Source organism: Clostridium sp. (genome assembly GCF_029267215.1).
Lineage (GTDB): Bacteria > Bacillota > Clostridia > Clostridiales > Clostridiaceae > Sarcina.
Genome location: NZ_JARIDH010000025.1, coordinates 24,627 through 49,906, shown reverse-complemented (window position 1 = coordinate 49,906; position 25,280 = coordinate 24,627). Strand labels below are relative to the sequence as shown.

Sequence of the window (25,280 nt, the reverse complement as noted above, 5' to 3'; positions counted from 1 at the left end):
TAAAATTTAAATAAATTTATTTTAGGCTATAAATAGCTTAATTATTTTAAAAAGGGGGTTTTAAAATGAATTTAAGTATGAAAACATTAAAGGAATATGGAATTATTACCATAGGGGTGCTTCTTTTAGCTATTTCATTAGAGTATTTCTATTATCCAAATGATATTGTAGCGGGTGGAATATCAGGATTAGCCTTAGTTATTAATAAGGTTTTTGGAATATCACAGGGTATGTTTATGAATATAGCAAATCTAATCCTTTTTGCACTGGCATTTTGGCTTATAGGAGGTAGTTTTGGAGGGCGTAGTATTTATGCGGCTTTTGGATTATCTATTTCAATAAGTTTGATAGAAAGTTTTTTGCCAACTTTCGCAATTACAGAAAATATGCTTTTAGCAACTATATTTGGAAGTGCTATTGGGGCCTTAGGTATTGCATTAGTATTTAGTCAAAATTCATCCACTGGTGGAACTGCAATTGTTGCAAAGATTTTAAATAAGTATATTCATATTGAGATTGGTAAATCTCTTTTATGTGCAGATTGTGTTGTAGTATTATGTGCACTTTTAGTATTTGGAGTTGATAAGGCTTTATTTGGATTAATAGGCGTTGTGATTATGGGAACATTAATTGACAAAATAATTGAAGGTTTTAATTCCTGTAAACAACTACTAATAATTAGTGAAAAGAATGAAGAAATTTCCAATGTAATAATGAAAGAGATAGAGAGAGGATGTACTAAAATACAAGGAACTGGAGCTTATTCCAATTCTAAAGTTACAATGCTTTATGTAGTTGTAAATAGAGGGCAGTTCATAAGTCTTAAGGGAAAAATTAAAGAAATAGATCCTAAAGCATTTATTACAGTAAGTGATGCCAAGGAAGTTTTTGGGGAAGGATTTCTTGATTTGGTTGAGAGGTAAAGAAAGAATATTATTTATACACATTTATAAATATCAAGAATTTTACAATTCACAAGATTTTAGTGAGTTATTGTGATATAATAGAGTAGATTTATATCAATCTATAGAATTTTAACAAAAATTAAGTAGATTAATGTAAAAAAATAGGGTAAAATAGAAAAATAGATTAGTGTTGATAGCAATCGGTAATTTTAAATATATTTTTTGTCTAAATTTTAAAATTTAGACTTATTATTTTGTTGAGTTAGAAAAAGTTATTAAGGAGTGTTAACAATGATAGAATTTAAGAATGTTAGCAAGGTCTATAATAAGAATGTAAAAGCTTTATCAAATGTTGAATTAAATATTGATAAAGGTGAATTTGTATTCTTAGTAGGACCGAGTGGTGCTGGTAAATCAACTTTTATTAAAATGTTGTTAAAAGAAGTTGAGCCGACAACAGGAAATATTATTATTGGAAATGAAGATTTATCAAAGATAAAGAGAAGACAGATTCCTTATCATAGAAGAAAGATAGGAATGGTATTCCAAGACTTTAGATTAATACCAACTTTAAATGTATATGAGAATGTTGCTTTCGCAATGAGAGTTGTAGGAGCATCACCAAAGGAAATTAGAAAAAGAGTTCCAATGGTATTATCATTAGTTGGATTATCTGATAAGTATAAAATGTTCCCAAGTGAGTTATCAGGAGGAGAACAACAAAGAGTATCAATAGCAAGAGCCATAGTAAATAACCCTAAGGTTTTAATTGCCGATGAGCCTACAGGAAACTTAGACCCAGACACAGCTAAGGAAATTATGGAATTAATTGATGATATAAACAAGGCAGGTACAACAGTGCTTATGGCAACACATGCTAAAGATATAGTTAACTCAATGAAGAAAAGAGTTATAGCTATAGATAAGGGAGAAGTAGTTAGTGACGTTCAGAAGGGAGGATATGAATATGAAGTTTAGTACAGTAGGATATTTCATATCTGATGCTTTCAAAAGTTTAAAGAGAAATAGAACAATAAGTATTGCTTCCATGGCAACTGTTCTTATGACTTTACTTATATTTGGAGCTTTCTTATTAACAGCTTTGAATGTAAAGGCTGGAGTAACAGATGTTCAAGATAAAATCCAAGTAAGTGTATTCTTAAAAGATGGAATAACTCAGCAAGAACAACAAGCAATAGAGGCTAAGTTAAAAACAATTAGTGGTGTAAAAGAAGTTGTGTACGAATCAAAAGATCAAGCTTTTTCAAAGATGGAAAATCAAAGTGAGTATAATAAACAAATATTATCAGGTTATACTAAGGAAAATAATCCACTTCCAGCATCATTTATAGTAAGTTTAAATTCTCCAGAGGTAGCAACTGCTGTTGAAAATGGAGTTAAAGTTAATAAAGAATTTATGCCTGGTGTTGAAGATGTAGGAAATGATCAACAACTTATAGGAACTATAAATTCATTTGTTAAAATTATAAACACAGTTGGATTAATCTTAGGAATAATCTTCATAGGTGTATCATTATTCTTAATAGTAAATACTATTAAAATAACTGTTTACTCAAGAAGAAGAGAAGTTGGAATAATGAAGTTTGTTGGTGCTACTGACTGGTTTATTAGATGGCCTTTCGTAATAGAGGGTATTATCATAGGTTTAGTTGGTGCATTATTATCAACTGGAATTTTATATGGTTTATATAAATGGTTATATGGACATATAATAGCTGCATCTTCATTATATATGCCTACATTTGTACCACCAATGTATGTATTAACAACAATGTCATGGCAATTTATATTAGCTGGTGTTATTATTGGAGCATTAGGTAGTATAATAGCTTTAAGAAAATTCTTAGATGTTTAATATTTAATAGAGAATATAAAAGGCTTAAAATACGTAAACTATTTAAATATAGCGTATTTTAAGCTTTTTTTGTGAAAGGGTGGTTTTTTTGAGTAATAAGGAAGAGGACAAAAAATATATATATAGTCCTAAAAATAAAAAGAGAATGAGAACTATTTCTATGGTGGCTGCATTAACTTTAATTGTGGGTGTTTCGGTTTATGCAGGAAATAGACTAACGGCGTGGGGTGTTTTACCCTTAACAAATATTAAGGCTGTTCAATCTTCCTTGGAAAAGGTAGATGATACAGATAATTTTAAAAAGGTTTTAGAAGTTAGAGAGATGTTATATAGATGGTATGATGGAAAAATTGATGATGATAAGCTTTCAGAAGCAGCTATAAAAGGTATGACTTTATCATTAGGAGATCCATATACATATTATATGAATAAAAAAGAGTATTCTGATTTTAAAGAGAAGAGTCAAGGAAATTATATGGGCATTGGAATTCAAGTAGGTATTAAAGATGATAAGATAGTTGTTATTTCACCTATTGAAGGGGGCCCAGCAGAGAAAGCTGGTATAAAAGCTGGCGATATTATTATGAAGATAAATGGAACACAAGTTTCAGGGAAAGAATTAGATAAAGCAGTTTCTATGATGAAAGGAACTACTAAAGAAAATATAAAATTAACATTATATAGAGAAGGTAAAGGCGAATTTGATGTTGATGTCATGAGAGATGAGGTTAAGACAATTAATGTAAAAAGTGAAATGATTGATGGTGATATTGGTTATATTAAAGTCTTAGCTTTTGATGAAGGAACAGCAAAAGAGTTTGAAACACAGTTAAAATCTTTAGAAGATAAAGGAATGAAGGGATTAATTCTTGATTTAAGAGGAAATCCAGGTGGGTTTATGAAGGAATGTGTAGATTTAGTGTCTAATTTCGTTCCTAAGGATAAGGTTATTGTATCCACAGTAGATAAATATGGTAATAGGGAAGAGAGTAAGTCAAAGGGTGGAATAGCTCAAGGTATGCCACTTGTTGTATTAATAGATGGAGGAACAGCCTCAGCTTCAGAAATAGTGGCAGGGGCAGTTAGAGATTATAAACTTGGAACTTTAATTGGAACAACAAGTTTTGGAAAAGGCATAGTTCAAGTTGTTTTAGATAAGATAGGAAATGAAAAAGATGGAACAGCCTTAAAGGTTACAATCTCTAAGTACTATACTCCAGATGGAGAGAATATACACAAAAAAGGAATTTCTCCGAATATAACTGTGGAATATCCAGAAGAACTTAAAGGAAAACCTTATGTGAGAAGTCAAGATCCTCAATTTGAAAAGGCTTTAGAGGTTATAAAAAGCAAAATAAAATAATAAATTTGGAGGACTTAAAGTGAATCTAATTATAGAAATATTAAGAGCAGTATCTTATGCATTAATAAGTCCTACCTTATCTTTAATGTTAATAGTAGTTGGGTTTTTATTCTATTTTAAAAATAGAAAGATTGCTTTTATGCAGAAATTAATGCTTGGGAGGAGTATAGTCTCTCCTCTTGAGCTTACTTTATCACAAATATTATTTGGTATAATAGGTGGTATATTAGCTAGTTTAATGCTTAGTTTTTTAGGAGTAACCTTTGAAAATAGTTCTTTGGTTGATGCGATTTTAATAGGGACTATATTTTCAGTAATATATAGAAATAGATTTCTTAATATGCCATATATATCAAGCCTTATTGGAATAATAGCTGTTATTTTAGGATTTAATGAAAAGTATTTAGGAAGAGGTTTTAGCTTTGATTCAAATATAACATCAATAATAGCTTTAGTTGGAGTTTTTTCAATCATAGAAGGATTATTAACTATGGTTGATGGGAAGAGTGGATATCTGCCTATATTTACTCAAAAAGATGGAAAACTTATTGGTGGTTTTAGTTTTAGAAGATTTTGGATTATTCCTCTAGGCTTATTGGTGGTAATGGGAAATAACTCTGGAAGTGTGGTAATAAATGAAATAGGTAATTTTCCAAAATGGTTGCCTTTTTTTAGTGGGGAAAATATGGCTTCATTAATAAGTGGAGTGGCCATAGCAACTATTGCAACTTATGGGGTTATATTTTATGATTCTTCCACTTTTACAAGAAGTAAAGGAAATAAGATTGTAAGTTCAGGGACCATTGATATAATATATGGTATAGCTATATTAGGATTAGATTACATATTAAAATATAGTTATGTACTAACTATTATTTTATTAGTTTTAATTCCTTTTTTATATGGATTAAGAATTAAGATCGAGGAGAAAATAGAAAGTAATAGAGCTCCATTATATTTTTCTGGTGATGATGATATATGTATATTAGATGTATTACCAAATTCATTAGCTTTTGAAAAGGGATTAAGAAGCGGAGATAGAATAATAAAGTTAAATGGTGAAATTCCAAAAAGTGAAAAAGATGTTTTTATGGCCATAAAGAAAAATTATTATGGAGTTAATCTTGAAGTAAGAAAAAATAATGGCGAAATTCAAAAACATACTATATCAAGTGAAGATAGAGGAAAGCTTTTTGGTATTATATTAGTTCCAAAAGGGACTTCCTATGATAAAGAGGTTAATGAGCTTATAGAAAAGTTAAAGAAAGCCTCTCAAAAGGAAAAACAAAATAAAGAAGATAAATAATTAAAAGAGGCTATAACGTAATAATTTCTTAGTAAAACTTACAAATTATAAGGGTAACAAGTTCTATGTTTCATAAGGAATATAGATAGGTTATTAGAATATATTTGTAAGTTTTATTATTAGGTTTTGGTATGGCTTCTTATGATATGGAGGTAAAAGCATGGGAGAGTTTAAGATACATTCAAAATTTAAACCTACAGGGGATCAACCTAAGGCTGTTAAAAAGTTAGTTGATTCTATAGAGGATGGAAATAGAGGACAAACGCTTTTAGGAGTTACAGGGTCTGGTAAGACCTTTACTATGGCTAATATAATAGAAAAAACTCAGAAGCCAACTTTGATATTAGCACATAATAAAACCTTAGCAGCTCAGCTTTGTGCAGAGTTTAAAGAATTTTTTCCAGAAAATATAGTAGAATATTTTGTTTCATACTATGATTATTATCAACCAGAGGCTTATGTTCCTCAAACTGATACTTTTATAGAGAAAGATGCTTCTATTAATGATGAGATTGATAAACTTCGTCATTCAGCTACATCAGCTTTGCTTGAAAGAAGAGATGTTATAATCGTTGCTTCAGTATCTTGTATTTATGGTCTTGGTAACCCAGAAGAATATAAAAAGCTTACAGTTTCTTTAAGACCTGGAATGATTAAAGAGAGAGACGAGGTTATTAAAAAGCTTATAGAGATACAATATGAAAGAAATGATATTGATTTTTCTAGAGGAACATTTAGGGTGAGAGGAGATAATTTGGATATTATTCCTTCATCTTCTTCATCAAAAGGTATAAGAGTTGAATTTTTTGGAGATGAAATAGATAGAATAAGAGAATTTGATGTTTTAACAGGTAATATAATAGGAGAAAGAGAACATGTACTTATAACACCATCTTCACACTTTGCTACTTCGCAAGAAAAATTAGAAAAATCAATAAGTATAATAGAGGATGAACTTGAAGATAGATTAAAAGAGCTTACTTCTCAGGATAAGATTTTAGAAGCTCAAAGACTTAAACAAAGAACAAATTATGATATAGAGATGATTAGGGAAATGGGATACTGCCAAGGAATAGAAAATTATTCAAGAATATTAGATGGCAGAGCTAAAGGTACTCCTCCTAAGACTTTATTAGATTATTTTCCAGAAGATTTTTTAATGTTTATTGATGAGAGTCATGTTACATTACCACAGGTTAGAGCTATGTATGCAGGTGATAGGTCAAGAAAATCTTCATTAGTTGATTTTGGATTTAGACTTCCTTGTGCTTTTGATAATAGACCTCTTAAATTTGAGGAGTTTGAAAATAAGATTAATCAAGTAGTATTTGTAAGTGCAACTCCTTCTGATTATGAGTTAGAACATTCTAAAGTTGTTGCAGAACAGATTATAAGACCTACAGGACTATTAGACCCAGTTATAGAGGTTAGACCTATTAAAGGGCAAATTGATGATTTATATGGAGAAATTCAAAAAACTGTTCAAAAAGGTTTTAGAGTTCTTATAACAACACTTACAAAGAAGATGGCAGAGGATTTAACAAAATATCTTAAGGATTTAGATGTTAAAGCAACTTATATGCATTCAGATATAGATACTATTGAAAGAATGAAGATAATAAGAGAGCTTAGACTTGGAGAAGTAGATGTTTTAATAGGTATAAATCTTTTAAGAGAGGGATTAGATATACCAGAGGTTGCATTAGTTTCTATACTTGATGCTGATAAAGAGGGATTTTTAAGGTCTGAAACTTCATTAATACAAACAATAGGAAGAGCTGCTAGAAATTCAGAGAGTAAGGTTATTATGTATGCAGATAGAATAACTAAATCAATGAATAAATCTATAGGTGAGACTGAGAGAAGAAGAGTCATTCAGATGGAATATAATAAAGAACATGGAATTGTTCCAACCACTGTAATTAAAGGGGTAAGAGATGTTATTGAGGCTACTAAGGTTTCAGAGGATAAGGAAGAGTATAAAACTGAAATTAAGAAAGCTGAGAAGAGAGATATTCCATTGGAAAAACTTATAAAACAATATGAGAATGAAATGAAAGAGGCTGCTAAAAATCTTCAGTTTGAAAGAGCAGCAGAGCTTAGAGACATAATAAAGGATTTAAAAGATAATAAAGATAAATAAAATTGTAATTGAAAATATTATAATTTATATTAATTTATTTAAAAATAAACTTATATGTTGAAAAAAGTTTTACAAAGTTCAATTAAATGTTAAAATGAATAATATATTATTAAAATTTAACATATTTTAATTTTAGTGTAGGCTTAAAATAAATATTAACAATATAATATATAACTTAAAATAATGTATAAATATAATATAGATAAAATCTAATATGGAAAAATAACAGATATATTTTAGTTTTTGATTATGATGATATATAAAGGCTAAAATAATGTATTTAAGTTTAGGAGGAATATATGGCTGTTAAAGTAATTACAGATAGTACTAGTTGCATACCAAAGGAATTAACCGAAAAGTACGGAATAGAGATAGTATCTTTAAGTGTTATAATGAATGGAGAAAGTTATAAGGAAGTTGATATAGATAGCGAAGCTTTTTATGATGAATTAGCTAAGTGTGATAAACTTCCAACTTCATCTCAACCTTCAATGGAAGAATTTTATAATGCTTTTGAGAAATTTGCTAAGGATGGTCATGATATAGTTGCTGCGTTTATATCATCTAAATTAAGTGGAACATATACAACTTCACATATCATAAAAAATATGATTTTAGAAAATTATCCAAATACTAAGATTGAACTTATTGATTCAGAAACCTCAGTAATGGCTCTTGGAATTGGTGTTGTTGAAGGGGCTAAGGCTGCCAAGGAAGGAAAAAGTTTTGAAGAAGTTTCAAGTATAGTTAAAAATACAATAGAAGAATCAGAAATAGTGTTTATTCCTGGAACTTTAGATAATCTTAAAAAAGGTGGAAGAATAGGTGGCGCAGCTGCTTTATTTGGAAAAGTTCTTAAAATAAATCCAATATTAACAGTAAAAGAAGGTGCTGTTATTGTAATGGATAAGGTTAGAACTAAGAAGAGAGCTATAGATAAGATTGTTGATTTAGTTAGTCGTGAGATTAATGAAAAAGGAATTAAGAAAGCTGTTGTATGTCATATATTAGCAGAAGATGAAGCAAAAGATTTAGCTAAGAGACTTAAAGACGAATTAGGTTTAGATGCTATAATTGGTGAAATTAGTGCTGTTATAGGAGTTCACGTAGGTGTTAAGAGTGTTGGAATAGCTTATGCTAGAGAGTCTTAATACTTTATAAAAATAAAATTATATTAGTAGGAAGTTTTAAAATGAGCTTGCAAATCTTGAGATTTGTAGGCTCTTTTTTATTTTACTTTAATATATTTAAGGAAGATTTAAGAGTAATAATTGGGAAAATATCTAGGTTTTGGATTTGGTGTATGCTACTATATTATTAATAACTTGATTGAAAGGGTGGCTAAGTATGATTACTTTAAAGAATGTAGATAAAGAGTATATGCCAGGAGTTAAGGCCGTAGATGGATTAACTCTAGAGATTAGAGATGGAGAGATATTTGGTATTTTAGGACCAAATGGAGCTGGAAAAACAACTACAATTAGCATGATTACAGGAATATCTGAGCCTACAAGGGGAGAGATATTAATAAATAATTTTGATGTTGTTAAAAATCCTGTAGAAGCTAAAATGCAGTTTGGATATGTTCCAGATAGTCCAGATATGTTTTTAAGATATAAAGGAATAGAGTATCTTAATTTCATGGGAGATGTGTATGAAGTTAGTGAATCAGATAGAAAAGTTAGAATTGAAGAATTAGCTAAAAGATTTAGTATGGAGAATTCTTTAGCTGATAAAATACAAAGCTATTCTCATGGTATGAGACAGAAAATTATAATAATGGGGGTTTTACTTCATAATCCTAAGGTTTGGATACTTGATGAACCTCTTACTGGATTAGACCCTAAATCATCATATTTACTAAAAGAAATGATGAGAGAGCATGCAGATGCAGGAAATACTGTTTTATTTTCAACTCATGTACTAGAAGTTGCTGAAAAGGTATGTGATAGAGTTGGAATAATTAAAAAAGGAAAATTAATATTTGTTGGTACATTAGAAGAGTTAAGAGAAGAGTTTAAATGCAATGATTCACTAGAAAAAATGTTTTTGGAGATTACAGAAAATGAAGAGAATTAAAATACTATTAAAATATTTTTTAGGAAACTCTTTTAATAATGCTTCTAATGGAATAAAGAATAAAAATTTATCCATAATTTTTTATATATTAATCTTATTTGGGTTATCAGCACCTATAGCTGGGATAATAGATGAATTATATCCTATATTTTCAGAAATTGGACAGGAAGGATACCTTGTTTCACTTATATTTTTAATTGGTTCTTTGGTTGTTTTATTTTTAGGTATTTATGATATAATGGATTCCTTTTTCTTTTCACAGGATATAGATCCAATAAGGTCATTACCATTTAAAAGTAGTGAGATTATGATAGCTAAATTCTTAACTTGTTTAATTGATATGTATATTTATCTAGCAATAATTATACTTCCCTTAATAACATTTGGAATGGATTCTAATTTAGGATTTACATATTTTTTAATGATGATTCCAGTGTATTTAGTTTCACCAATAGTTGTAATTATATTTTGTATATTAATAACTATGTTTTTGATGAGTTTTATAAATATATCTAAGTATCAAAATGCATTTAAAATAATTTTTGGATGTTTAGGGATAATAATTATGATTGGAATTTATTCATTAAATTCTATAGGGTTAAATCAAGAGAATATAGCTAATTCACTTAATCAGAATAATGGACTTTTAACTTTAGCAAATAATATATTTATTACTAATATATTCAGTGCAAAGGCATTGATTTATAGTAATTCAGCTAAAGGAATTATGAATCTTGGAATACTTATATTTTTATCAGCTTTAATATTAATAATCGCTTATACATTAGGAAAAATACTATATAAAAAAATATTAAATAATAGAAATAATGTTTATAGTGAAAAGAAAAATATATTAAAAGATGGAAAAGGCGTTGCTGTAGTGAAAAATTCTAAATTAAAAACTCTCGTAATAAGAGAGCTTAGAACAATTTTGAGAGAACCAAGCAACTTTATAAACTGCGTTGTTATGATTTTATATATGCCAATATTTTTATTTATTTTTATTTTAAGAGGTAAATCCATTGATATGTTTCCCAAAAGAACAATAGATTTATGGGTGGTTACTTCAACATATTTAGCTACATCATTGACAGTGATAGGAAATGCTGTTGCCGCCACAGCTTTAAGTAGAGAAGGAAAGGATATATTAGTTTCAAAATATATACCAGTAGACTATAAAACACAACTTAAATCAAAGATAATAGTTTGTTTTATAGTGAATTCGCTAGCCATACTTATTGGACTTTGTATAGTTATTTATTTAAAAGCTTCTCCTTTAGCTATTTTATTAAGTTTGATAATTCAAATACTTACAGTGATTACAATATCTTTAGCAAATATGCTTTTAGATTATTCATCTCCAAAGTTAAATTGGGTAGATGCTAAGAATTTATATAGTAAAAATTTTAAACCTTTAATAATAATGCTTATTGCTTTAATAACTGGTGCAGCAAACCTTATATTGATTACTACAGATAATATATTAATAATATTCTTAGTTGATTTTATATTTTTATCCTTAGTAATGGGTGTAATTTATAAGATATTATTAAAGGTATCTTTAAAAACTTACAGAAAAGATTTAAAACTTTAAAAATGAAATTTAATTATAAATGAGAAGTCTAATTTTTATATTAGGCTTCTTGTTTTTTATAAATAAAATAAGAATTTCAATTTTAGTCTTAGTTTTAGTCTTAGTTTTAGTATTATATTAATAATAGCTAAATATTGACTTTATAAAGTATATAGGCCATTAAAAACATAACTTTTTTATAAAATTTCTTTTTATAAGGAGTTATTTACATATGCATAATTAATTTAAGGGTATTCAAAGATTTTCTATAATTTTGCTTATAAGGTCCTTTATACATATAATGAATTTAAGACCCTATTAATTTTCTTTTTACAATAAAAAAGTTATAATTAAAAACAAAGGTAAATATAAAAATAAGGAGTTTTTTATGAGGGATAAAAATGATAAAACTTTATGTGATTGGATTAAAGAATATTTTTTTCCAAGGCAAAGAATGTTAAGGCTAATAAGGTATGATTATGCCGAAGATATGGATAAAAAGAGAAATTTTAAAAATATAAGAAAACTATATGATATGAGTGAAAAGGATGAATATCATATTGATGAACAAACATGGCATGATTTGGATTTGAATGAAGTTTATAAAAAGATAGATAGAACATATAGTAGTGTGGGAGAAGCTGGGCTTTATTCAATGCTTAGAAATCCATTAAATGATGAAAAGAAGCTTAAGGAAAGAAGTGAAATAATAAATCATTATAAAGAAAATGAGAGGGTTAGAACTAAGATTCAAGGAATATTTTTTGATTTAGGTATTGATAAGAAGAATAGTTTATTAGATATGATTGACGAAAAGTTACTTGAATCTAATAAAAAGAAGTATTATATTTATACAATTTTAGGGAAGGTAATTCCTTCAATACTAGTATTGATTGCTATTTTTCATGACATTAGAGCTATGCTTTTATTAATGCTTTTAACACTGTTTAATATATATATAAATAGCAAGGAAAGAGAACATATTAAAGCTAATGGACTTGTTTATTTAAGGAGAATGATTAAGGCTTCAAGTAAAATTTTATCAATAAAAGATAAGGGGCTAGATGGATACAAGGATAGAATAAAAGATAGCTTAAGTAAGTTAAAATCAATAGATAGGAATACAAAAATAATTGCATTTACAAATATGTGGGGAGGAGTATTTGAATTTATTTCAGTTTTATTCCTTTTAGAAGAAAGTGCATATTATAAAATTGCTGATTCTATAGAGAAAAATAAAAATGAGCTTTTAACTCTTTATAGGGATTTAGGGGAAATTGAAGCTTTAATTTCTGTTGGTAGTTATGAAGTCCAAGAGAAAGATGGAATAAATACTCCTAAATTTATAAAAGAAACTACTTTAAGAGTTGAAGAGGGAATACATCCAATTATAGAGAAGCCAGTGGCAAATTCAATAAATATGAGTAAGAAAGGTATTGTTTTAACTGGAACAAATATGTCTGGTAAATCTACTTTTTTAAGAATGTTAGGAGTTAATATGCTTTTTGCTCAGTGTTTTAATTTTGTATTAGCAAAGAAATATGAAGCACCTATATTTAACATAGTAACATCTATAAGTCCCAATGATGACTTAAGCAATGGAAAGAGTTTCTACATGGCAGAAGCTGAAGCAATTTTAAGAATAATTAATTCTTTAGATAAGGAATTACCAGTATTTTGTGCTATAGATGAGATTTTTAGAGGAACAAATCCAATAGAAAGAATTTCATCTTCAGCAGAAATTTTAGAGTATATAAATAAGAAAAATGCAATATCAATAGTTGCAACCCATGATAGAGAGTTGGTTGATATATTGAAAAATGAATATGAATTTTATTATTTTAGTGAAAAAGTTGATAATAAAGAGGGACTAAGTTTTGATTATAAGCTTAAAAAAGGAGTTTCTAAAACAAGAAATGCTATAAAATTATTAGAATTTATAGGATATCCAAAAGAAATTATAAAAAAAGCTTATGATAGATCAGAAAATTTAGAAGGCTTTATTTAGAAAGGATTGTTAGTTAGGATGTTTAAACCAGTAAAGAATACTAAGGTCTATGAACAAGTTGTTGAGCAGATTAAAGAGATGGTTAGATTAGGAAGAATTAAAAAAGGTGATAAACTTCCTACAGAGAGGGTTATGGCTGAAGAGTTACAAGTAAGCAGAACTTCAATTAGAGAGGCTATGAGAGCTTTGGAAGTTGTTGGCTTAATAGAAAGTAGACAAGGAGCTGGAAACTATATAAGAGAAGAATTTGATGATGTTTTATTAGAACCACTTTCAATAGTTTTTATGCTTCAAAATGGAACTAACAAAGATATCTTTGAATTAAGGGAAGTTTTAGAAATGTCTACTATATTCTTATCTGTTATGAGAATTTCAGATGAGGATTTGGAAAAACTAGGAGAGCTTATGGAAAAATTTAAGAATTCAACTAGTGAATCAGAAAATGTTGAAATTGATAGCGAGTTCCACAATATTATTGTTAGAGGAGCTAATAATGTTTTAATAAGTAACTTATTAAAAGGGGTTTCTGAGTTAATTGATAAATTTATATATGAAGGTAGAATTGCAATTTTAAACAATGAAAATGGAAGTGATAAACTTTTAGCTTGTCACGAAGACATATATTTAGCTATAAAAGAAAGAGATGGATATAAGGCTTATAAAGCTATGCAAAAACATTTCGAGTTAATAAAAGAAAATATTTAGTAATTTTAAGTAAAAAGGGCATTACGCCCTTTTTTAATTATATATAATAAAATAAGGAAATTGACTAAACGTTTTCAAAGGAGTAAATTATAATATGACAATGAAAACGTTAGCTTATGTTTTAAAATTGGTATTACCAATAATGTTTTTAAAATTATTATAAGTATTAGATTTATTCAAAAAATTTTAAAGGTTTTGAAGTAATGTCAATTAAGAAAATAGTAAAAGCAATGTTTTATTATACTTAAAAGGAAAGAAGGGGAGATATGAATTAAAGATTGAATTTATGTCTTTTATATAAAAGTTTTAATGGTTTTAATTTAAGTGAAGATTTATTGATTTTATAATAGAGTGAATTTTAAAGACATTAAATTAAAAAATACTTAAATTTTAAAATTTAAAAAATTAAGATGTAATCAAGTATTTGTTTAGAAAGTTAGTGGAATCTTAAATAGAGTTAAGAAGTGGAGTGATTTTTTATGAGACTTATGGTTTGTATTAAACAAGTTCCTGGAACTTCAAAAGTTGAAGTTGATGAAAAAACAGGGGTTTTAAAGAGAGATGGAGTAGATTCTAAGATGAATCCTTATGATTTATATGCCTTAGAAACTGCCTTGAGAATAAAGGAAAGAAAAGGTGGAGAAATAAAAGTTATAAGTATGGGACCACCACAAGCTATGGAAGTAATAAGAGAAGCTTATGCTATGGGAGCCGATGAAGGAACTTTAGTTTCAGATAGAAAGTTTGCAGGTGCTGATGTTTTAGCAACTTCTTATACATTATCACAGGGTGTTAGAAAATGCGGTGATTTTGATATTATTCTTTGTGGAAAACAAACTACAGATGGTGATACAGCACAGGTTGGACCAGAGATGGCAGAATATCTTGGAATTCCTCATGTAGCCAATGTTAGAAGTATTTTAGAGGTTAATGATGATTTCATAAAGGTTGAAATGGACATGCCAAACACAATTGAGGTTTTAGATGTTAAATATCCTTGCCTTTTAACTGTTGATAAAGATATTTTTCAACCAAGATTACCTTCTTATAAAAAGAAAGTAGAAACTAAGGATAGAGAAATAAGTGTTGTTTCTTTAATCGATTTTGAGGATAAAGATGAGAAAAAATATGGGTTAAATGGTTCACCAACTCAAGTTGAAAGAATATTCCCACCAAGTAATAATGACAAGCATGAAATTTGGACAGGCGATTCAATAGAGCTTAGTGAAAAAATAGAATCTAAATTAAGAGAGCTTAAATTTATTTAGGGGGTAGTATTCATGGGAAGATTAGTTGTTCATCAAGAAAAAATAGATGATATAAATAGTTTAGTAAAAATTTGTCCATTTGGAGCAATGGAAATAGTTAATGGGAAACTTGAAATAAATGCAAGTTGTAAAATGTGTAGATTATGTGTAAAAAAAGGACCTGAGGGTGTTTTTGAGTTTGTTGAAGATGAAAATAAGGTTTTAGTAAATAAGGATGAATGGAAAGGAATAGCTGTTTACGTTGATCATGTAAATGGTGATATTCATCCAGTAACTTTAGAATTAATAGGAAAAGCTAGAGAATTAGCAGACAAGGTTAATCAAAAGGTTTATTGTTTATTCATGGGTAATGGAATAAAAGACAAGGCTGGAGAACTTTTACATTATGGAGTAGATGAAGTTATTGTATATGATTATAAAGAACTTGAAAACTTTAGAATTGAGCCATACACAGCTGTTTTTTATGACTTTGTAAGCAAGATTAAACCATGCTCAGTATTAGTTGGGGCAACAACTTTAGGTAGATCATTAGCACCTAGATTAGCAGCTAGATGTAGAACAGGACTTACAGCAGATTGTACTATACTTGATATAAAAGATAATACAGATTTAGTACAAATAAGACCGGCCTTTGGTGGAAATATTATGGCACAAATTATAACACCAAATTCAAGACCTCAAATGGCAACTGTTAGATATAAAGTTATGTCTGCACCTGAAAGAAGTGAAGAGTGTACAGGAGAAATAAAATACTTTGAAATAGAAGAAGAAAAATTAAAATCTAATATTGAAGTTAAGGAAGTTAAAGAAAAAGCTAAGGAACATAGTATTTCTGATGCTGAGGTTATAGTAGTGGCAGGAAGAGGAGTAAAATCTGAGAAAGACTTAGCTATGATTAAGGAATTAGCAGATTTACTAGGAGGAGAGCTTGCAGTTACAAGACCTTTAATAGAATCAGGTTGGATTGATGCTAATAGACAAGTTGGATTAAGTGGAAGGACAGTAAGACCAAAGCTTATAATAACTTGTGGAGTTTCTGGTGCAATTCAATTTGTAGCAGGAATGAATAATGCAGATTATATATTCTCCATAAATAAGGATGAAAAGGCACCAATATTTAAAGTAGCTCACTATGGAATAGTAGGAGATATTTATGAGGTTGTACCTAAACTTATTGAAAAAATAAAAGGGGAAGGGGAATTTTAATAATGGAATATAATAAATTAGATAATAAAGGAATTGAGTACATAAAAAATATTATAAATGATAGTGAAAGAGTTTTTGTTGGTGATGATATAAATAAAGATTATTCACATGATGAATTAGGTTCTGAAAAACATATGCCTGATATTGTTGTAAAAGCTATGAATAGAGATGAGATTGTCTCAATAATGAAATATGCAAATGAAAATAAAATTCCTGTAACAGTGAGAGGGGCAGGAACAGGATTAGTTGGTGCAGCAGTTCCTATATTTGGTGGAATTTTACTTGATTTAAGTGGAATGAATAAAATTTTAGAGTTAGATGAGGACAACTTAACACTTACTGTGGAATCTGGTGTTTTACTTATGGAAATAGCTAAGTTTGTTGAGGAACATGATTTCTTTTATCCACCAGATCCGGGAGAAAAAACAGCAACAATAGGTGGAAATGTTAGTACAAATGCAGGTGGAATGAGAGCTGTTAAATATGGAGTAACAAGAGATTATGTAAGAGGAATGGAAGTAGTTCTACCAACAGGTGAAGTTTTAGAATTAGGAGGAAAAGTAGTTAAAAATAGTTCTGGATATAGCTTAAAAGATTTAATGGTTGGTTCAGAAGGTACATTAGGAATTATAACTAAGATAGTTTTAAAATTATTACCACTTCCTAAAAAGGTTATAAGTCTTTTAGTTCCATTTAAAGATTTAGAAAGTGCAATAGAAACAGTTCCTGAAATAATAAAATCAAAGAGTATTCCTACAGCCATAGAATTTATGCAAAGAGAGGTAATAATATCAGCTGAGGAATTCTTAGGCAAAAAATTCCCAGATAGCTCAGCTGATGCATATCTAATTTTAAGCTTTGATGGAAATTCAAAAGAAGAAGTTGAAAGACATTATGAAAAAGTGGCTGATATATGTTTAAAAGAAGGTGCATTAGACGTATTTATATCTGATACTGAAGAAAGACAAGAAGCAATATGGTCAGCAAGAGGAGCTTTCTTAGAAGCAATTAAATCTTCAACAAGTGAAATGGATGAAGTTGACGTTGTTGTACCAAGAAATAAGGTGGCTGAATTTGTAAAATTCACCCATGAAGTAGAGAAAAAACTTAATATAAGAATAAGAAGTTTTGGACATGCTGGTGATGGAAATTTACATATTTACATATTAAAAGATGAATTAACAGAAGAACAATGGCATAAAAAACTTAGTGAAGCTATGGAAATACTTTATAAAAAACAAAGAGAACTTAGTGGACAAGTTTCAGGAGAACATGGTATAGGGTTAGCTAAGAGACAATATTTAAATGAAGATTTAAATGAAGCTACAATGAATATTATGAGAGGAATAAAATTAGCCTTTGATCCAAATAACGTATTAAATCCAGGTAAGGTATGTGAGTAAAACTTATTTAAGGAAAATTATTCATAATCTATAGAAGAGTGATAATTTTCTAAACTTTAGTTGAATATTAAGTTTATATAATAAAAAATGTGTATTAATATTTTTAATACACATTTTTTTTATTATACTCTTTTTTAATTAGTGTTGATTTTATATAGAACTTTCTATTATCCTAATAATTTAAAATTAATTAAAGCTTAAGAAATATTTAAAATCAACATTCTCTTAAAATAGAACCTTTTATTATTATGATGTCATTCCTATATACATACCTACAAAGTATGGTATAAGCCATATAAACCAAACTAATAAACTGAATTTGTGGAATATAGCTTTTGATCTTTCGCTACCTTTGTTTAAAACAATTGTTGCCCATACAGCATGTATAAGCATTAAAATAATAGCAAGCATACCTGTTGATTGGTGTATTAATAAATCAGTTGTAGTAATACCTTTATCAGTTCCTGAAGCAACTATTCTGCTCATTGTATAAGTTCCAAGAGTATCACATACTAAACCACACCAAAATATTATTACATGTTTTTTCTTTAAAATACCTGCTCTATGTTCGCTCCAAACACCAATTGTATAAAATATTAGAGCTAGTGTTATAAATATAATAGCTGGAATTAATAGTTTAGGCATAAAAAAACCCCCTTTTATTAAATAAAAAATTATATTTTATCCTTAAGTTAAAATCTTCACATATTAAAAGAAATTTAAAATATAGATTTACTTTAATATGTGAAGATTAAACTTAATCATGGAATATGTATATATTAATAATAACATATTTACAAAAAATTCATAGACTTAATAATAAAATTTATTTACAATTTATTTAAAAATAGGTTCTGTTTTAAGCCAATGTTGATTTTAGCTATAATTTTTTTTAGTATTAATAATACTGTCTAAAGAAATAGCTAAAATAAATACTTTTTTAATATAAAATTAAAAATTGAAATTTTTAACTATAATGTAATAAAAAACAGTTAATATTTAATAAATTGAGATGTATTTTTTAGGAGTAAATTTTACCAATGAGTACTTATTTGTTTAAGTGGATTACTTTGAAAAAGATAATATTACATAAAGAATAAATAAAAAATTTTAATTATATAGATATTATGTAAATAATATTGTTGAATTTTTAACAAATAATAGATAAAATATAAAGCAAAAGGGGGATAATGGATATAATAAAAAAAGGAGGAATTTTATGGAAAGAATTGAAAGTAAAATTAGAGCTAAAGAGCTACTTAAAGGTAGATGGGGTAATGCAGTTGGGGCTACATTATTATTTTTGGTAATTTCCTTTATTGTATCTTTTATAGTAGGTTTTCTTATTCCAGTTTTAGGAGGAATATTAGGATCACTTTTTTCAATGTATATGCTTTTATGCTTTGTTATGTATTGTATTAAGCTTACAGAGAAAGAAGGAATAATTAAGTATGGAGAATGTTTTTTAGATGCATTAACTTTCTTTAAAATATTAGGAGCGCAGATTTTAGTGGGAATAATTTCAATGGTTATTCCATTTGTAATAATCTGTATAGGAGCTATGTATATTGCTTTTTCTAAATCTCCAATTGCTATGATAATTTTATCATCAGGCATTATTTTAGGATCTATTTTTTCAATTTTAGTTACATTAATATTCTTTACACTTCCATTTATTTTTATAGAAAATGATGAGATTGGAGTTATGGATGGAATAAAAAAAGCTATTGCTATTTCTAAAGGATTTAAGTGGAAATACTTTATATTTTTATTAAGTTTCATAGGATGGATAATATTAGCCACATTATCACTTGGAATAGGATTTTTATGGTTAAGACCATATTTAGTATTATCAACATATTTATTCTATAAACATATGATTGGAGAATATAAGAAAGTAGAATGATAATACTTTAATTTTTTTTATGAATTTAACTACTTTTAAAATTTTATAATTGTTACATACAAGACTACAAGCTTTAGGGTTTGTAGTCTTATATTTTTATTGTGGAAGGACGTAAAACTTAGTGGCTTTATGCTAGAGGCTGTAATCCAATTACTTTAGTTTTTGCCTTATATATTTTTTGAGCATATCAGAAAAATGTATTAAAGATTTAATCCAAAGTTGTTTTAAGAGGAAAGTAAAAACAGAACTTACTTAAAAATTTAACTGGTAGTTATATGTTTTTAAGAATGAGTAAATTTATTTATATATAAATTAAAATTAGCCCAACATATTAGTATTGGAATAACTTAATAATATGAAAGTGGTTCGTTATGTAAAGTTTTAAAAATAATTTCTTGAAATAATGTGATAATATTTTAATTTAAAGAATATAAATAATATAGCGTAAATAATATTCCTTAGGTGGTGTAAATTATGACGGATAGAGTAGAGTGTAAATTAAAGGCTAAAGAACTTTTAAGGGGTAGATGGGGAAATGCAGCTGGAATGTGTCTTATTTTATTTTTGTTAAATACGGCTGTAAGTTTCTTTTTAACTCCAATTCCTATTTTAGGATTAATTATTGTTAGTATGTTTTCAGCATTTTTTTTAGGTACAGTAATTAATTATTTCAAGAAATTAACGGAAACAGATGAAAAAATAAAATATACAGAGTGTTTTATAACTTTAAACAAGAGTTGTAAAATCTTTGTATTTAAAATTATAGTTGGTATTATAATATTTTTATTAGTATTTTGGGGTTCTACTTTTAGTGTTTCATTTATTATGATTGGAATAGCAACTCTTGAAGGAGTAAGTTTACTTTTAGCTTTATTACTAGGTATTGTTGTATTTTTGCTTTTTTTACTTTTAGATGCTATATTTTTTGCAGTTCCTATGATTTTGGTTGATGAAGAGAATATAGGTATTTTTGAGGCAGTTAAAAAGAGTTTTAACATAAGTAAGGGATTTAGAATTAAATATATTGTAATTAGATTAAGTTTCATAGGATGGGCTATGCTTACAGTTTTAACTTTTGGAATAGGTATGTTCTGGCTTTATCCATATATGAATCTTACATTATTTATATTTTATAGAGGGTTAAATAAAAATACGGAGTTTGACTTAAATTAATTATTTAGAATTATTCATTAAAATATAGTAATGAATAATTCTAAGTATTATGAAGATAATATCTAGGTTAGATTTAGGATTTAAATTATTAAGTATAAAATATCAGTTTAAAAACCTTAGACTATCAGAAAAGTAGTAAGTTTTAATACAAGCTTTTTTTGTCTTTATTCACAAAAAGCATTTATTTTATTAGGAGAACTTGAAATTTTTTACTTAAGATAAGTTTAAGGTTGTTTAAAGATTGTATAAAGATTAACCTTTTATAATAAAATATATAAGATAAAAATAATTTTAAAAGGGGATTTAATTTTGGATAACAAAAGAAAAAAAGAAAATGGAATAAAAGTTGGGTTAATAACAACATTATTATATCTTATAATAATGGGATTAGGAATGTTTTTTATGAATAGGATATTTCATTATTCTTATAATAATACAAATATGGTTAAAGTAATATTTTTTGTTGAGTTAGTATTAACTGGACTTTTGATTTTAGTTACTAAAAAATATTATGGATTTAAGAAAATTGGATTTAAAAGACTTAGAATTACGCAGTTAAAATGGTTTATACCTAGTATGATACTTATATCAATAATGACATTTAGTTATGGTAAAGCTTTAATTTGTAGCTTTGGAACTTTAGATAAATCTAAATTAATACTTCTTTTTATAATAGCTATAACTACATTTTTAGTAGGATTTTCAGAAGAAGTTATGTTTAGAGGAATATTATTGCATAGCTTCGCTAATAAAAAGAAATTATATTTAGGGTTATTTATAAGTTCAGTATTATTTGCCTTAATACACTCTGTGAATATATTAGGTGGAATGCCATTTGAAGAAATGATTACACAGGTTGTATCAAGTTTTTTATTAGGTTTTTTCTTTGCACCTTTAGCAATAAAACTAAAGAGTTTAATACCACTTATAATATTCCATTGGTTATGGGATTGTATATTAATTTCATCAACTGTAATTCCAATAGAAATAGGTATATTACCTGTATTTCAAATGATTTTTAATGTTTTATTAGGAGTTATTCTTTGGATATCAGTAAGAAAAGATAAAGCAGTATAGAAGTAATTTGGATATAGAATTAAATTTTATGTTAAATATATAATTTAAAAAAACTCCAATTAAAGTATTTAAACTTTAATTGGAGTTTTTATATTGTGATTTTAATTTCATTAAGAAAGAATATTTATATTTACTTAATTATTTTAGTTATTTGATTCCTTTTTTTGAAATTTCTCAACTATAAATTTACCAGCTTGTACAACTATAAATGTACATAATGATAATCCATAAATAGTTAGTAGGTTATTTAAAGTAAGAGGAGCTACCTTAAATAATTCTTCAAAAGCAGGAATTAAAAGTACTAGGTTTAGAAGAACAAATCCTATACCAAAAGCACCCCATAAATATTTATTTGAGAATATTTCCTTTGATACAACATGCTTTTTAGATTTACTGTTAAATCCATGAACAAGTCTTGATAAACATAAAGTAGAGAAAGCCATTGTCATAGCTAATGGATCTCCACCTTGATTAAGTCCAATATGGTAAGCTGTCATAGTCATAATTGTTATAACTATTCCCTCAAATATAACATCATAAATAAAGTCTTTAGTTAAGATAGATTCGTCTGATTTTCTAGGTTTTTCTTTCATAATTTCTTTATTATGAGGTTCAAGACCTAAGGCAATGGCAGGTAAACTATCTGTTAAAAGGTTAATAAATAATAAGTGTACTGGTGCAAAAGGAACTGGCAATGCTAGTAAAGAAGTATAAAGAACTGATAATATACCAGCTGTATTACCTGATAGTAAGAATTTAATAGCATTTTTAATATTTCCATATATATTTCTACCATTTTCAATAGCTTTTACAATAGTTGCAAAGTTATCATCAGTTAATACCATGGAAGCGGCATCCTTAGCAACCTCAGAACCTGTGATTCCCATTGCAACCCCTATATCAGCTTGTTTTAAGGCTGGAGCATCATTAACCCCATCTCCAGTCATAGCAACAACATTTCCTTTTTCTTGCCAAGCTCTTACTATTCTTATTTTATGCTCTGGAGAAACCCTTGCATACACTGATATGTGTTCAACCATATCTTTCAATTCTTCATCACTTATTTTATCAAGATAAGCCCCTTCAATTGCTTCGCTTTCATCTTTTAAAATACCAATTTGTTTTGCAATGGCAGAGGCTGTTATTTTATGATCCCCTGTTATCATAACTGGCTTAATACCAGCTTCAATACAGGCTTTAACAGCGGCTGCTGATTCTTCTCTTGGTGGATCCATCATTGATATAAGCCCAATGAATATTAAGTCATTTTCATCTGATAACTTAATATCAGTTCTGCTTTCAATATTTTTATAAGCAAAAGATAATACTCTTAAACCAGTTTTTGAAAAATTTTTGTTTATTTCTTCAATCTTAGCTATATCCTCTTTAGTAATAGGTCTTATTCCTTTAGAAGTTTCAATTTTACTACTTCTTTTAAGAAGTACATCCACAGCACCCTTAGTTGCTATGATATTTTCTCCATGAATATTATAAACAACACTCATAAGTTTTCTATCTGAATCAAAAGGAATTTCACCAAGTCTTTTGTAATTTTCTCTTTCTACAAGTTCGTCAACTCCATATAAATCACCTAAGTTTACAAGTGCAATCTCTGTTGGATCACCAATTTCTTTCTCACAATCAGTAACTGCGTCATTACAAAGCAAACTCATAAGAAGTAAATCATTGTCAATTTTATTTTCTAAATTTAATTCAGTTGAATCAATAGTTTTTCCATCCACAAATATTTTCTTAACTGTCATTTTGTTTTGAGTAAGTGTTCCAGTTTTATCTGAGCAGATTATAGAAACACTTCCAAGTCCTTCAACTGCTTGAAGTTTTCTTATAATAGCATTTTCTTTAGCCATTTTTTGAGTTCCTAAAGAAAGAACTATTGTAACGATTGAACTTAGAGCCTCTGGAATGGCAGCAACAGCCAAGGCAACAGCAAACATGAAGGCATCAATAATTGCTTCACCTCTATATAGACTAAGACCAAATACTAAAGCACATATAACAAGTATTACAATTGCAAGTTTTTTACCAAAGTTATCTAAGTTTACTTGAAGTGGTGTTTTCTTTTCTTCAGTATCATTTAATAACTGAGCTATCTTACCAATTTCAGTATTCATACCTACAGAAGTAGCTAATACAGTAGCCCTACCATAAGTTACTAAGCTTCCAGAGAAAACCATATTTTTTCTATCACCAACAGGTATTTCTTCTCCTTTTATTATTTCAGAGATTTTTACAATACTTTCAGATTCACCTGTTAATGAACTTTCATTAACTTGTAAACTATAATTTTCAAGAATTCTACAATCAGCAGGAACATAATCTCCAGCTTCTAAAAATATAATATCTCCAACAACTACATCCTTAGAATCTATTTCTTTTTTTTCTCCCTTTCTAAGTACTTTGGTAGATGGTGATGATAAAGCTTTTAAACTATTAAGTGATTGTTCAGATTTTATATGTTGTAAAGTACCTAAAGTTGCATTAACAATTAATACGAAAACTATAACTAAAGTACTTTCAATGTCTCCTAAGAACATTGAAATGGCAGCTGCACATAGAAGAATTATTATAAGCATGTCCTTAAATTGATCAAGAAATACTTGGAATGTAGATTTTTTCTTACCTTCTACTAATTCATTTTTACCATATTTCTCTTGCATACTTTGAACTTGTGATGAGTTTAATCCGTCCTTGTTTACTCCAAGTTCTTTAAAAAGTTCTTCTTTAGATTTCGAATAAACCTTTTTCATGTTATTATCTCCTTTCTTTTTATGAAGTTTTGTTTAATTATGATTTTTAAGAAATAATACCTATGTATAGGAGGTCAAAAAAATAAGACTCCTAATATAATCTAAGGCTTTAGCATATGAATGTTCATATAAACACCTTAGATTATATTAAAAGTCTTGTAACCAATAATGTTGGTGCATAATACCAGGTAACTTTTCGTTAACCGCGTTGTTGATATTATAACTTGCAACTACTCCCTTTTAATACAATAGATATTAAATATTAGGTTTAATACCATATTATATCTCTTTGAGTTTTGTGTCAATAATTTTATTGATAGATTACAAAATAATTTAACTAGACCAATTTTAAAAATCATCGTATTAAATACTATGACTTAGTTACAATAAATGTGATAGGGGATACTAATAATTTAGTTATTAATATTTTAATAACATTTGAGAAAAATATAAGATAAGGTTGCTTGTAATATTTATATTTTTTGTGTTAGTATTTTAAAAAATGAAATGAAATATTTTTT

General features: G+C 27.6%; 19 protein-coding genes. 17 read left to right on the top strand and 2 right to left on the bottom strand.

Translation table 11 applies throughout. The features are described from left to right. Positions 1–65 precede the first annotated feature (65 nt). The 14 genes from Q1K13_RS03665 to Q1K13_RS03600 all read left to right on the top strand — a co-directional run bounded on the left by Q1K13_RS03665 (position 66) and on the right by Q1K13_RS03600 (position 17,835). On the top strand, positions 66–923 hold the full coding sequence (locus tag Q1K13_RS03665) for a YitT family protein (RefSeq protein ID WP_300347792.1): 858 nt from the start codon (positions 66–68) through the stop codon (positions 921–923). 273 nt (positions 924–1,196) lie between these two features. Beyond that, positions 1,197–1,883, top strand: coding sequence for a cell division ATP-binding protein FtsE (gene ftsE, locus Q1K13_RS03660; RefSeq protein WP_300347791.1), 687 nt, complete (start codon positions 1,197–1,199; stop codon positions 1,881–1,883). Beyond that, entirely contained in the window at positions 1,873–2,781 is a 909-nt protein-coding gene (ftsX, locus tag Q1K13_RS03655; RefSeq protein ID WP_300347790.1) for a permease-like cell division protein FtsX, read from the top strand. The genes ftsE and ftsX overlap by 11 nt, the downstream gene beginning before the upstream one ends. A gap of 145 nt (positions 2,782–2,926) precedes the next feature. After that, entirely contained in the window at positions 2,927–4,144 is a 1,218-nt protein-coding gene (locus tag Q1K13_RS03650) for a S41 family peptidase (RefSeq protein WP_366522610.1), read from the top strand. 19 nt (positions 4,145–4,163) lie between these two features. Further along, positions 4,164–5,450: a S41 family peptidase gene (locus tag Q1K13_RS03645; protein WP_300347787.1), complete on the top strand. Its 1,287-nt coding sequence runs from the start codon at positions 4,164–4,166 to the stop codon at positions 5,448–5,450. Between the two features lie 160 nt (positions 5,451–5,610). Continuing rightward, complete coding sequence (uvrB, locus tag Q1K13_RS03640; protein WP_300347786.1) at positions 5,611–7,593, top strand: excinuclease ABC subunit UvrB; 1,983 nt, start codon at positions 5,611–5,613, stop codon at positions 7,591–7,593. 299 nt (positions 7,594–7,892) lie between these two features. Then, positions 7,893–8,744, top strand: coding sequence for a DegV family protein (locus Q1K13_RS03635; RefSeq protein ID WP_300347785.1), 852 nt, complete (start codon positions 7,893–7,895; stop codon positions 8,742–8,744). A 196-nt stretch (positions 8,745–8,940) separates the two neighbouring features. After that, positions 8,941–9,672 (top strand): ABC transporter ATP-binding protein, encoded by a 732-nt coding sequence (locus Q1K13_RS03630; RefSeq protein ID WP_300347784.1) that lies wholly within the window; start codon positions 8,941–8,943, stop codon positions 9,670–9,672. After that, entirely contained in the window at positions 9,659–11,266 is a 1,608-nt protein-coding gene (locus tag Q1K13_RS03625) for a putative ABC transporter permease subunit (protein ID WP_300347783.1), read from the top strand. The genes Q1K13_RS03630 and Q1K13_RS03625 overlap by 14 nt, the downstream gene beginning before the upstream one ends. A 433-nt stretch (positions 11,267–11,699) precedes the next feature. Next, entirely contained in the window at positions 11,700–13,253 is a 1,554-nt protein-coding gene (locus Q1K13_RS03620) for a MutS-related protein (RefSeq protein ID WP_300347829.1), read from the top strand. 18 nt (positions 13,254–13,271) lie between these two features. Further along, positions 13,272–13,958: a FadR/GntR family transcriptional regulator gene (locus Q1K13_RS03615; protein ID WP_300347781.1), complete on the top strand. Its 687-nt coding sequence runs from the start codon at positions 13,272–13,274 to the stop codon at positions 13,956–13,958. A 479-nt stretch (positions 13,959–14,437) separates the two neighbouring features. Then, positions 14,438–15,226, top strand: coding sequence for an electron transfer flavoprotein subunit beta/FixA family protein (locus Q1K13_RS03610; protein WP_300347780.1), 789 nt, complete (start codon positions 14,438–14,440; stop codon positions 15,224–15,226). A 12-nt stretch (positions 15,227–15,238) separates the two neighbouring features. Beyond that, entirely contained in the window at positions 15,239–16,432 is a 1,194-nt protein-coding gene (locus Q1K13_RS03605) for an FAD-binding protein (protein WP_300347779.1), read from the top strand. Positions 16,433–16,434: 2 nt separating this feature from the next. Next, positions 16,435–17,835: an FAD-binding oxidoreductase gene (locus tag Q1K13_RS03600; protein WP_300347778.1), complete on the top strand. Its 1,401-nt coding sequence runs from the start codon at positions 16,435–16,437 to the stop codon at positions 17,833–17,835. A gap of 246 nt (positions 17,836–18,081) precedes the next feature. On the opposite strand, the gene Q1K13_RS03595 is transcribed toward Q1K13_RS03600, so the two are convergent. Further along, positions 18,082–18,480, bottom strand: a complete 399-nt coding sequence (locus tag Q1K13_RS03595) for an HsmA family protein (protein ID WP_300347777.1) — start codon at positions 18,478–18,480, stop codon at positions 18,082–18,084. Positions 18,481–19,054: 574 nt separating this feature from the next. On the opposite strand from Q1K13_RS03595, the gene Q1K13_RS03590 reads away from it, so the two are divergent. The 3 genes from Q1K13_RS03590 to Q1K13_RS03580 all read left to right on the top strand — a co-directional run bounded on the left by Q1K13_RS03590 (position 19,055) and on the right by Q1K13_RS03580 (position 21,991). Next, positions 19,055–19,741, top strand: a complete 687-nt coding sequence (locus tag Q1K13_RS03590; protein ID WP_300347775.1) for a DUF975 family protein — start codon at positions 19,055–19,057, stop codon at positions 19,739–19,741. 474 nt (positions 19,742–20,215) lie between these two features. Continuing rightward, complete coding sequence (locus Q1K13_RS03585; protein WP_300347774.1) at positions 20,216–20,914, top strand: DUF975 family protein; 699 nt, start codon at positions 20,216–20,218, stop codon at positions 20,912–20,914. Positions 20,915–21,223: 309 nt separating this feature from the next. Further along, positions 21,224–21,991, top strand: coding sequence for a CPBP family intramembrane glutamic endopeptidase (locus tag Q1K13_RS03580; RefSeq protein ID WP_300347773.1), 768 nt, complete (start codon positions 21,224–21,226; stop codon positions 21,989–21,991). Positions 21,992–22,134: 143 nt separating this feature from the next. Here Q1K13_RS03580 and Q1K13_RS03575 read toward each other — a convergent pair whose 3' ends face one another. Continuing rightward, the gene (locus Q1K13_RS03575) at positions 22,135–24,759 is read right to left on the bottom strand and encodes a cation-translocating P-type ATPase (protein ID WP_300347772.1); all 2,625 of its coding nucleotides are present in this window, start codon (positions 24,757–24,759) and stop codon (positions 22,135–22,137) included. Positions 24,760–25,280 lie beyond the last annotated feature (521 nt).

What these genes read in the sequence shown, in the direction of transcription:
- Q1K13_RS03620 (WP_300347829.1), top strand. Translation starts at nt 11,700, where the DNA reads ATGTTAAGGCTAATAAGGTATGATTATGCCGAAGATATGGATAAAAAG.
- Q1K13_RS03615 (WP_300347781.1), top strand. Translation starts at nt 13,272, where the DNA reads ATGTTTAAACCAGTAAAGAATACTAAGGTCTATGAACAAGTTGTTGAG.
- Q1K13_RS03595 (WP_300347777.1), bottom strand. Translation starts at nt 18,480, where the DNA reads ATGCCTAAACTATTAATTCCAGCTATTATATTTATAACACTAGCTCTA.
- Q1K13_RS03600 (WP_300347778.1), top strand. Translation starts at nt 16,435, where the DNA reads ATGGAATATAATAAATTAGATAATAAAGGAATTGAGTACATAAAAAAT.
- Q1K13_RS03630 (WP_300347784.1), top strand. Translation starts at nt 8,941, where the DNA reads ATGATTACTTTAAAGAATGTAGATAAAGAGTATATGCCAGGAGTTAAG.
- Q1K13_RS03575 (WP_300347772.1), bottom strand. Translation starts at nt 24,759, where the DNA reads ATGAAAAAGGTTTATTCGAAATCTAAAGAAGAACTTTTTAAAGAACTT.
- Q1K13_RS03590 (WP_300347775.1), top strand. Translation starts at nt 19,055, where the DNA reads ATGGAAAGAATTGAAAGTAAAATTAGAGCTAAAGAGCTACTTAAAGGT.
- Q1K13_RS03610 (WP_300347780.1), top strand. Translation starts at nt 14,438, where the DNA reads ATGAGACTTATGGTTTGTATTAAACAAGTTCCTGGAACTTCAAAAGTT.
- ftsX (WP_300347790.1), top strand. Translation starts at nt 1,873, where the DNA reads ATGAAGTTTAGTACAGTAGGATATTTCATATCTGATGCTTTCAAAAGT.
- Q1K13_RS03665 (WP_300347792.1), top strand. Translation starts at nt 66, where the DNA reads ATGAATTTAAGTATGAAAACATTAAAGGAATATGGAATTATTACCATA.
- Q1K13_RS03635 (WP_300347785.1), top strand. Translation starts at nt 7,893, where the DNA reads ATGGCTGTTAAAGTAATTACAGATAGTACTAGTTGCATACCAAAGGAA.
- Q1K13_RS03625 (WP_300347783.1), top strand. Translation starts at nt 9,659, where the DNA reads ATGAAGAGAATTAAAATACTATTAAAATATTTTTTAGGAAACTCTTTT.
- ftsE (WP_300347791.1), top strand. Translation starts at nt 1,197, where the DNA reads ATGATAGAATTTAAGAATGTTAGCAAGGTCTATAATAAGAATGTAAAA.
- uvrB (WP_300347786.1), top strand. Translation starts at nt 5,611, where the DNA reads ATGGGAGAGTTTAAGATACATTCAAAATTTAAACCTACAGGGGATCAA.
- Q1K13_RS03650 (WP_366522610.1), top strand. Translation starts at nt 2,927, where the DNA reads ATGAGAACTATTTCTATGGTGGCTGCATTAACTTTAATTGTGGGTGTT.
- Q1K13_RS03605 (WP_300347779.1), top strand. Translation starts at nt 15,239, where the DNA reads ATGGGAAGATTAGTTGTTCATCAAGAAAAAATAGATGATATAAATAGT.
- Q1K13_RS03585 (WP_300347774.1), top strand. Translation starts at nt 20,216, where the DNA reads ATGACGGATAGAGTAGAGTGTAAATTAAAGGCTAAAGAACTTTTAAGG.